This is a genomic window from Variovorax sp. 10N432 (genome assembly GCF_056394465.1).
This window is the reverse complement of sequence record NZ_JBFTHX010000173.1, coordinates 1-387: the sequence shown is the minus strand read 5'-3', so window position 1 is coordinate 387 and position 387 is coordinate 1. Positions and strand designations below refer to the sequence as shown.

The following is a 387-nucleotide window of genomic DNA, read 5'->3' as shown; positions in this document are numbered from 1 at the left end:
GGGGTGACTGCGTACCTTTTGTATAATGGGTCAGCGACTTATATTCTGTAGCAAGGTTAACCGTATAGGGGAGCCGAAGGGAAACCGAGTCTTAACTGGGCGTTAAGTTGCAGGGTATAGACCCGAAACCCGGTGATCTAGCCATGGGCAGGTTGAAGGTTGGGTAACACTAACTGGAGGACCGAACCGACTAATGTTGAAAAATTAGCGGATGACCTGTGGCTGGGGGTGAAAGGCCAATCAAACCGGGAGATAGCTGGTTCTCCCCGAAAGCTATTTAGGTAGCGCCTCGTGAACTCATCTTCGGGGGTAGAGCACTGTTTCGGCTAGGGGGCCATCCCGGCTTACCAACCCGATGCAAACTACGAATACCGAAGAATGAGAATG

General features: G+C 51.4%; 1 rRNA gene. It reads left to right on the top strand.

Annotated elements, in window-relative coordinates:
* Positions 1 to 387 (top strand): 23S ribosomal RNA (locus AC1DF3_RS37210); the annotation flags it as partial.